Source organism: Streptomyces macrosporus (genome assembly GCF_039533145.1).
In the GTDB taxonomy this organism is placed as follows: Bacteria; Actinomycetota; Actinomycetes; order Streptomycetales; family Streptomycetaceae; genus Streptomyces; species Streptomyces macrosporus.
This window is the reverse complement of the sequence record NZ_BAAASZ010000047.1, coordinates 1-8,077: the sequence shown is the minus strand read 5'-3', so window position 1 is coordinate 8,077 and position 8,077 is coordinate 1. Positions and strand designations below refer to the sequence as shown.

Here is an 8,077-nt window from a genome sequence, read left to right as displayed (position 1 = left end):
GCCCGGCACCGGGCCGAGGCCAAGAGCGCGCTGATCACCCTGGTCGAGCACGCGCTCATGGCGCGTCTGCGCTGACGGACGGCCACCGGCGCACGGTCCGCCGGCCTCACCCGCGCGCGGCAAGGGCCCCGCACACCCCCGGTGTGCGGGGCTTACCCTTGAGTGTCAACTCCCACCCGCGATCAACGAGGGGCAGCACCACCCGTGCGCATCGCCAGATTCTCCATCGACGGCAACGTCGCGTTCGGAGTCGTGGAAGGGGACGCCCGGAACGGCGACGGCCTCGTCCTCGACATCATCAAGGGCCATCCCTTCGCCGAGTTCGAACGCTCGGGCAGGCGGATTCCCCTGGACAAGGTCCGGCTGCTGCCGCCCGTGCTGCCCAACAAGGTGGTGGCGATCGGCCGGAACTACGCCGAGCACGCCGCGGAGCTGGGCCACGAGGTCCCCGAGGTCCCGACCGCCTTCTTCAAGCCCTCCACCTCGGTGATCGGCCCCGACGACCCCATCGTCTACCCGTCCTTCTCCCGCGAGGTGCACCACGAGGCGGAGCTGGCCGTGGTGATCGGCCGGATGTGCAGCCAGGTGCCCCGCGAGCGGGTGGCGGACGTCATCCTGGGCTACACCTGCGCCAACGACGTCACCGCCCGTGACGTCCAGCGCGCCGAGGACCAGTGGGCCAGGGCCAAGGGCTTCGACGGCTCCTGCCCGCTGGGCCCGTGGATCGTCACCGACGTCGACCCCTCGGACCTGGCCGTCATGTGCACCGTCAACGGCGAGCAGCGGCAGCTCGGCCGCACCGGCCAGATGGTGCGGTCCATCGAGGACCTCGTCGTCCACATCACCGAGGCCATGACGCTGCTCCCCGGCGACGTCATCCTCACCGGCACCCCGGCGGGCGTCGGACCCCTCAACGTCGGCGACGAGGTCGCCGTCACCATCGAAGGCATCGGCACTCTCACCAACAAGGTGATCAAGCGTGGCTAGCGCATCTGACGTACGCGTACGGTTCTGTCCCTCGCCGACCGGCAACCCCCACGTGGGCCTGGTCCGCACCGCCCTGTTCAACTGGGCGTTCGCCCGGCACCACGGCGGCACCTTCGTCTTCCGCATCGAGGACACCGACCCGGCGCGCGACACCGAGGAGTCCTACGAGCAACTGCTGGACTCGATGCGCTGGCTGGGCTTCGAGTGGGACGAGGGCCCCGAGGTCGGCGGTCCGCACGCCCCGTACCGGCAGTCCCAGCGGATGGACGTCTACGCCGACGTCGCGCGCAGGCTCCAGGAGGCCGGCCACGCCTACCGCTGCTACTGCACCGCCGAGGAGCTGGAGGAGCGCCGCGAGGCCGCCCGCAAGGCCGGCAGGCCCTCCGGCTACGACGGCACGTGCCGGAACCTCACCGACGAGCAGCGGGCCGCGTACGAGGCCGAGGGCCGTCCCTCGATCGTCCGCTTCCGGATGCCGGACGAGCCCATCACCTTCACCGACCTGGTCCGCGGCGAGCTGACCTTCACCCCGGAGAACGTCCCCGACTACGGCATCGTCCGCGCCAACGGCGCCCCGCTGTACACGCTGGTCAACCCGGTCGACGACGCGCTGATGGAGATCACCCACGTCCTGCGCGGCGAGGACCTGCTCTCCTCCACCCCGCGCCAGATCGCCCTGTACCGGGCGCTGGCCGACATCGGCGTGGGCAACGGCACCATCCCGGAGTTCGGACACCTGCCGTACGTGATGGGCGAGGGCAACAAGAAGCTCTCCAAGCGCGACCCGCAGTCCTCGCTCAACCTCTACCGCGAGCGCGGCTTCCTCCCCGAGGGCCTGCTCAACTACCTCGCCCTGCTGGGCTGGTCGATCGCCGAGGACCGGGACATCTTCTCGATGGACGAGATGGTCGCGGCCTTCGACATCCGGAGCGTCAACGCCAACCCGGCGCGCTTCGACCTCAAGAAGTGCGAGGCCATCAACGCCACGCACATCCGGGAACTGGACACCAAGGAGTTCATCGCCCGGTGCGAGCCGTGGCTGAAGGCCCCGCACGCCCCGTGGGCGCCGGAGAAGTTCGACCGCGCCGCCTTCGAGGCCCTGGCGCCCCTGGCCCAGACCCGGGTGACCGTCCTGTCGGACATCACCGCCAACGTGGACTTCCTCTTCCTGGACGAGCCCGTGGCGGACGAGGCGTCCTGGGCCAAGGCGATGAAGCCCGGCGCGGACGCCCTGCTGCGCACCGCCCGCGCCAAGCTGGCGGACGCGGACTGGAACGCCGAGGCGCTCAAGGAGGCCGTCCTGGCCGCCGGCGAGGAGCACGGCCTGAAGCTGGGCAAGGCCCAGGCCCCGATCCGGGTGGCGGTCACCGGCCGCACCGTCGGCCTGCCGCTCTTCGAGTCGCTGGAGGTCCTCGGCCGCGACCGCACCCTGGCCCGCGTCGACGCCGCCCTGGCGAAGCTGGAGGCGTGAGGCGCCCGACACACCCCGGGGGCGGGTCCGGAAGCCGAGACGGCTTCCGGACCCGCCCCCCGGGCTTCCGCGGCTTTCCACGGTGTCACCTCCCGACAACACCACGGCCGCCCCGGAGGGCGGCCATGGGACCTGGTGCAGCCCTGTGCACCGTTGTTCGTGGTTGCCGTGCCCCGACCCGCCAGCGGACGACGGCTCGGCCAAGCCGACCGTGACACCTTGCTGACGTACCGTGCCCGGCGGGGCGGGATCAGGCTCGACGGGCGAAGTCGACGAACGCGGACCACGCGGCCGGGGCGACGGTCAGGGCCTCGCGGGCGGTGTCCTTGGAATCGCGGACGTGGACGGCGGCCTCGGTGGCGGCGACCTCCACGCACTCGCCGCCCGCTCCGCCGCTGTAGCTGCTCTTGACCCAGGCGAGCCGGTCGGTCGTGGTCTGCATCATGATCACGCTTCTCCCAACAACTTCTCGATGTACAGCAGCGATTCCTGCGGGGGCATCGCCTGAGCCCTGATGATCCCGTAGCGCAAGGCCACGCCCCGAACCGTTTCCCTGTCGGTGAGTAGTCTGCCGTGCCCCTGGCTCTCCAGGTATGCCACCTGCTCACCACCCTTCGGCGTCATCAGGGTGAACGGGCCGTCCACCCCGGCGTTGTCCGTGAGGTCGGTCGGCATCACCTGGATCTCCACATCGGGGTTCTGACCGACGAGGAGTAGTTGCTCAAGCTGCCCCCGGCGCACGTACGAGCCACCGAGTTGCCGGTGCAGGATCGCCTCCTCCAGGACGAAACTCAGGGTGGGAGCGGGCTCCCGCCCGAAGATCGCCTGCCGAGCCATCCGGGCCGCGACCTGCTGTTCGATGCCGGCCGCATCCCTGCGAGGACGCCACATGGTGAACACCGCTCGCGCGTACTCCTCCGTCTGCAACAGGCCCGGCACCACATGGGTCGCGTAGGCGTGGAACTCGACGGCCTCCTCCTCGATCCGCGCCGCACCCCGGAAGAAGGCGGGGTAGCGGGCGCGGGCCACCTCCTTCTTCATGGCCAGCAGCACCCCGCCCGCCTCCAGCACCTCGTCCGCCTTGTCGATCATTTCCGGACGCGGAATGCGGCGGCCCTGCTCGATGGAGGCGATCTGGGCCTCCCCGTAACCCAGTTGATCGGCAAGCTGCGCCTGAGTCAGCCCGGCCCGCTCCCGGAACAGCTTGATCTGCCGACCGAACGACCGCAGGAACTCCCCGCTGGGGTCCTCCGGCCCGTTCGCGGTCTCCTGCTTCACCCCCGCCATGTGCTCTCCTTCGAAGCCGCCCCGACAGGGCGGCACGACGACTCCGACAGTGACGCTCGGTAGAGGCGTCATCACTGGTCAGGCTAGGAGTGTTTCCGCAGGCTCATGTCCGTGACGACCGAGATTCCCTCTTCCGAGAACACACACCCGTTTCCGGAGCCTCTGCGCGAGTTCGAGATGCGGTTCACCTCCACCCCGCGCGGTGCCAGGCTGGCCCGACGGCTGGCCTCCCAACGACTGGACGCCTGGGGGCACCCGTACGGAACGACGGTGAACGACACCGTGACCCTGGTGGTGGCCGAACTGACGGCGAACGCCATCCGCCACGGGCACGTCCCCGGCCGTGACTTCCACCTCCGGCTGACCGCCCACCCCGGACACCTCCGCGTCGAGGTCGCCGACACTCGTGCCGAGCGCATGCCGCCCGTCGAGGTCACCACCCCCGACTCGGACTCCGAAACGGGCCGCGGCCTGTGGCTCGTCTCCCGGCTTGCCGCCTCCTGGGGAGCCGTCCCCCGGCCGGACGGTCCGGGGAAGGTGGTCTGGGCCGAGATCCGCTCGTGAGGGGAGCGCTCGTGAGGGGAGGAGAAGAGGGCACGCACGGGGGTGTTCGTGTGCGTTCTTCGGGTGTGGTCGACGCCAAGAGGAAGATCGTCGGGGCCGCTGCCGTCGAGCAGGCGGTGTCCGCAGGCGTCGACGTGCCCGAGGTCGTGAACCCGGTCTTCTTCGCGCCGGTGCGCTCCACGACCACGTACCGGGAGACGATCGGCCGCGGGCGCCCCTGATGGGAACTCGTTTTGGAGCACGGGCTTCGATCGGGTAATGTTCTTCCCGTCGCCGGGCGGAACGGGCCGAAAGGCCGGAGACGCAAGGCGGTCACCAGAACAAAAGTCTCGTAAGAGCTTGAGTTCCGGTGGGGTATGGTGTAATTGGCAGCACGACTGATTCTGGTTCAGTTAGTCTAGGTTCGAGTCCTGGTACCCCAGCGAGATCTTCCCAGCGAGATCCCAAGCCCCCGTTGTGTAGCGGCCTAGCACGCTGCCCTCTCAAGGCAGTAGCGCCGGTTCGAATCCGGTCGGGGGTACTCGGTCCTTCGGGACCGCAGCTGGAGCCCCCGTTGTGTAGCGGCCTAGCACGCCGCCCTCTCAAGGCGGTAGCGCCGGTTCGAATCCGGTCGGGGGTACGGGAACACGGCGACAGGCCCTCCGCTTCGGCGGGGGGCCTGTCGCCGTTCCGGGGTTTTTGGGTCCGACGAGTCCGAACGGCCGCGTCGGACCACCTAGCTCCGGGCCCCGTGGCGGCGCGCGCGGGGCCCGGAGCCGGGGATGGACGGACGGGGTCAGCCGCCGTTGCGGCGCAGCGCCTCGGTGAGCCGGTTGGCGGCCTCGACGATCGCCTGGGCGTGCATCCGGCCCGGGTGGCGGGTCAGGCGCTCGATCGGGCCCGAGACGGACACGGCGGCCACCACGCGGTTGGAGGGGCCGCGCACGGGCGCGGAGACCGAGGCGACGCCGGGTTCGCGCTCGCCGATGGACTGGGCCCAGCCGCGGCGCCGTACGCCCGACAGGGCCGTCGCCGTGAAGCGGGCGCCCTGCAGACCGCGGTGGAGCCTCTCGGGCTCCTCCCAGGCCATCAGGACCTGGGCGGCGGAGCCGGCCTTCATCGGCAGGGTGGAGCCCACCGGCACGGTGTCCCGCAGTCCGGACAGTCGTTCCGCCGCGGCCACGCAGATCCGCATGTCGCCCTGGCGGCGGTAGAGCTGGGCGCTCTCCCCGGTCACGTCGCGCAGGTGCGTGAGGATCGGGCCCGCCGAGGCGAGGAGGCGGTCCTCTCCCGCGGCGGCGGCCAGCTCGGCCAGCCGCGGTCCCAGGATGAATCGGCCCTGCATGTCGCGGGCCACGAAGCGGTGGTGTTCCAGGGCCACCGCCAGCCGGTGCGCCGTGGGGCGCGCGAGCCCGGTCGCTGCGACCAGCCCGGCGAGGGTGGCCGGACCGGACTCCAGAGCGCTCAAGACCAGAGCCGCCTTGTCGAGTACGCCGACGCCGCTAGAGTTGTCCATGCAACGATACTCGCGTCTCACATTACGAAACGCAAGTTCAATTTTCCGGATCACCCGCCAAGCTGGAGTGACGGTCGCCACCCTCGTCGCACGGAGGTGGCGACATGGACGTCGAGACGAGGCCGACAGTGCTGCCGGCCGGAGGGAAAGCGATGGGACGGACACTCGCGGAGAAGGTCTGGGACGACCATGTCGTCCGGCGCGCGGAAGGCGAGCCCGACCTCCTCTACATCGACCTTCACCTCCTGCACGAGGTGACCAGCCCGCAGGCGTTCGACGGGCTCCGCAAGAGCGGGCGTCGGGTGCGGCGGACCGACCTCACCATCGCCACCGAGGACCACAACACCCCGACCCTCGACATCGACAAGCCCATCGCCGACCCCGTCTCCCGCACCCAGTTGGAGACGCTGCGCAAGAACTGCGCGGACTTCGGGGTCCGGCTGCACCCGCTCGGCGACGTCGAGCAGGGCGTCGTCCACGTCGTGGGACCGCAGCTCGGACTGACCCAGCCCGGCATGACCGTGGTCTGCGGCGACAGCCACACCTCCACGCACGGCGCCTTCGGCGCGCTGGCGTTCGGCATCGGCACCAGCCAGGTCGAGCACGTCCTGGCCACCCAGACCCTGCCGATGGCCCCCTTCAAGACCATGGCCATCACGGTCGACGGCGAACTGCCCGAGGGCGTGACCGCCAAGGACCTGATCCTGGCGATCATCTCCCGGATCGGCACCGGCGGCGGCCAGGGCTATGTGATCGAGTACCGCGGCTCGGCCGTCGAGAAGCTGTCGATGGAAGCGCGGATGACCATCTGCAACATGTCCATCGAGGCGGGCGCCCGCGCCGGGATGATCGCCCCGGACGAGACCACCTTCGCCTACCTGAAGGACCGCGAGCACGCGCCGAAGGGCGCCGACTGGGACGCCGCCGTGGAGTACTGGCGGACCCTGCGCACCGACGAGGACGCCGTCTTCGACCGCGAGGTGGTCATCGACGCCGCCGAGCTGGCGCCGTTCGTCACCTGGGGCACCAACCCCGGCCAGGGCGCGCCGCTGAGCTCCTCGGTGCCGGACCCGGACTCCTTCGCCGACCCCAGCGAGAAACTGGCCGCGGAGAAGGCGCTGGAGTACATGGGGCTGAGGCCCGGACAGCCACTGCGCGAGATCGCCGTGGACACCGTCTTCGTCGGCTCCTGCACCAACGGCCGGATCGAGGACCTGCGCTCGGCCGCCTCCGTCCTCAGGGGCCGGAAGGTCGCCGACGGCGTGCGGATGCTGGTCGTGCCCGGTTCGGTACGGGTCGCCCTCCAGGCCGTCGAGGAGGGGCTGGACAAGGTGTTCACCGAGGCCGGCGCCGAGTGGCGGCACGCGGGCTGCTCGATGTGTCTGGGCATGAACCCCGACCAGCTCAAGCCGGGCGAACGCTCGGCGTCCACCTCCAACCGCAACTTCGAGGGCCGGCAGGGCAAGGGCGGCCGCACCCACCTGGTCTCTCCGCAGGTCGCCGCCGCCACCGCCGTGCTGGGCCGGCTGGCCTCGCCCGCCGACCTGTCCGACGTACGCGAGCCCGCGGGAGTCTGAGAACAGTCATGGAAGCCTTCACCACACACACCGGTCGTGCCGTTCCGCTGCGCCGCAGCAACGTCGACACCGACCAGATCATCCCCGCGCACTGGCTGAAGAAGGTCACCCGCGACGGTTTCGAGGACGGGCTGTTCGAGGCCTGGCGCAAGGACCCGGAGTTCGTGCTCAACCGGCCCGAGCGGCAGGGCGCCACCGTGCTGGTGGCCGGGCCCGACTTCGGCACCGGCTCCTCCCGCGAGCACGCCGTGTGGGCGCTGCAGAACTACGGCTTCAAGGCCGTGATCTCCTCCCGCTTCGCCGACATCTTCCGCGGCAACTCGCTGAAGAACGGACTGCTCACGGTCGTGTTGCCGCAGGAGACCGTGGACCGGCTGTGGGAGCTGACCGAGGCCGACCCGACGGTGGAGATCACCGTGGACCTCGTCGAGCGCAAGGTCACCGCCCCCGGCGTCGAGGCCGGCTTCGAACTGGACGAGAACGCCCGCTGGCGGCTGCTGGAGGGGCTGGACGACATCAGCATCACCCTCCAGTACGAGGACGACATCGCGGCGTACGAGGCGCGGCGGCCGTCCTTCAAGCCGCGGACCCTCTCCGCCTGACCCGTCGCCGTACGGCGGGCGGCCTTCCCCCGCCCGCCCCGCGCGTTTATCGGCGTCCGCAAAAGCCCGAGCGCCCCCGGCCCGAGCCGGGGGC

The 8,077-nt window shown here is 70.6% G+C and carries 9 protein-coding genes, 3 tRNA genes and 1 pseudogene; 10 read left to right on the top strand and 3 right to left on the bottom strand.

Annotation, left to right across the window (positions count from 1 at the left end; all coding sequences use genetic code 11):
• The 3 genes and pseudogenes from ABD335_RS27580 to gltX form a co-directional block, all read left to right on the top strand.
• Nucleotides 1-75 (top strand): annotated as a pseudogene (locus ABD335_RS27580) (ATP-binding protein); the annotation flags it as partial.
• 129 nt (nt 76-204) lie between these two features.
• A complete protein-coding gene (locus tag ABD335_RS27575) occupies nt 205-987 on the top strand; it encodes a fumarylacetoacetate hydrolase family protein (protein ID WP_344328359.1) in 783 nt (260 codons plus the stop codon).
• Nucleotides 980-2,458, top strand: coding sequence for a glutamate--tRNA ligase (gene gltX, locus ABD335_RS27570; RefSeq protein ID WP_344328358.1), 1,479 nt, complete (start codon nt 980-982; stop codon nt 2,456-2,458). Before ABD335_RS27575 ends, gltX begins: the two co-directional genes overlap by 8 nt.
• Before the next feature lie 250 nt (nt 2,459-2,708).
• Here gltX and ABD335_RS27565 read toward each other — a convergent pair whose 3' ends face one another.
• Both ABD335_RS27565 and ABD335_RS27560 read right to left on the bottom strand, forming a co-directional pair.
• Entirely contained in the window at nt 2,709-2,903 is a 195-nt protein-coding gene (locus ABD335_RS27565; protein WP_344328355.1) for a DUF397 domain-containing protein, read from the bottom strand.
• A gap of 2 nt (nt 2,904-2,905) precedes the next feature.
• Nucleotides 2,906-3,745, bottom strand: coding sequence for a helix-turn-helix domain-containing protein (locus ABD335_RS27560; protein ID WP_344328354.1), 840 nt, complete (start codon nt 3,743-3,745; stop codon nt 2,906-2,908).
• A 111-nt stretch (nt 3,746-3,856) separates the two neighbouring features.
• On the opposite strand from ABD335_RS27560, the gene ABD335_RS27555 reads away from it, so the two are divergent.
• The 5 genes from ABD335_RS27555 to ABD335_RS27535 all read left to right on the top strand — a co-directional run bounded on the left by ABD335_RS27555 (nt 3,857) and on the right by ABD335_RS27535 (nt 4,928).
• Entirely contained in the window at nt 3,857-4,309 is a 453-nt protein-coding gene (locus ABD335_RS27555) for an ATP-binding protein (RefSeq protein ID WP_344328352.1), read from the top strand.
• A 50-nt stretch (nt 4,310-4,359) separates the two neighbouring features.
• A complete protein-coding gene (locus ABD335_RS27550) occupies nt 4,360-4,530 on the top strand; it encodes a hypothetical protein (RefSeq protein WP_344328350.1) in 171 nt (56 codons plus the stop codon).
• A 129-nt stretch (nt 4,531-4,659) separates the two neighbouring features.
• Nucleotides 4,660-4,731 (top strand) — tRNA-Gln (locus ABD335_RS27545).
• Between the two features lie 25 nt (nt 4,732-4,756).
• Nucleotides 4,757-4,829, top strand: a tRNA-Glu gene (locus ABD335_RS27540).
• Nucleotides 4,830-4,855: 26 nt separating this feature from the next.
• Nucleotides 4,856-4,928 (top strand) — tRNA-Glu (locus ABD335_RS27535).
• 156 nt (nt 4,929-5,084) lie between these two features.
• Here ABD335_RS27535 and ndgR read toward each other — a convergent pair.
• Nucleotides 5,085-5,804 (bottom strand): IclR family transcriptional regulator NdgR, encoded by a 720-nt coding sequence (gene ndgR, locus ABD335_RS27530; protein WP_031508230.1) that lies wholly within the window; start codon nt 5,802-5,804, stop codon nt 5,085-5,087.
• A gap of 152 nt (nt 5,805-5,956) precedes the next feature.
• On the opposite strand from ndgR, the gene leuC reads away from it, so the two are divergent.
• Nucleotides 5,957-7,381, top strand: a complete 1,425-nt coding sequence (gene leuC, locus ABD335_RS27525; RefSeq protein WP_344328349.1) for a 3-isopropylmalate dehydratase large subunit — start codon at nt 5,957-5,959, stop codon at nt 7,379-7,381.
• 8 nt (nt 7,382-7,389) lie between these two features.
• A complete protein-coding gene (gene leuD, locus ABD335_RS27520) occupies nt 7,390-7,983 on the top strand; it encodes a 3-isopropylmalate dehydratase small subunit (protein WP_344328347.1) in 594 nt (197 codons plus the stop codon).
• Nucleotides 7,984-8,077 lie beyond the last annotated feature (94 nt).

Coding starts and splice junctions, on each gene's coding strand:
- leuD (WP_344328347.1), top strand. CDS start 7,390: ATGGAAGCCTTCACCACACACACCGGTCGTGCCGTTCCGCTGCGCCGC.
- ABD335_RS27560 (WP_344328354.1), bottom strand. CDS start 3,745: ATGGCGGGGGTGAAGCAGGAGACCGCGAACGGGCCGGAGGACCCCAGC.
- ndgR (WP_031508230.1), bottom strand. CDS start 5,804: ATGGACAACTCTAGCGGCGTCGGCGTACTCGACAAGGCGGCTCTGGTC.
- ABD335_RS27565 (WP_344328355.1), bottom strand. CDS start 2,903: ATGATGCAGACCACGACCGACCGGCTCGCCTGGGTCAAGAGCAGCTAC.
- leuC (WP_344328349.1), top strand. CDS start 5,957: ATGGGACGGACACTCGCGGAGAAGGTCTGGGACGACCATGTCGTCCGG.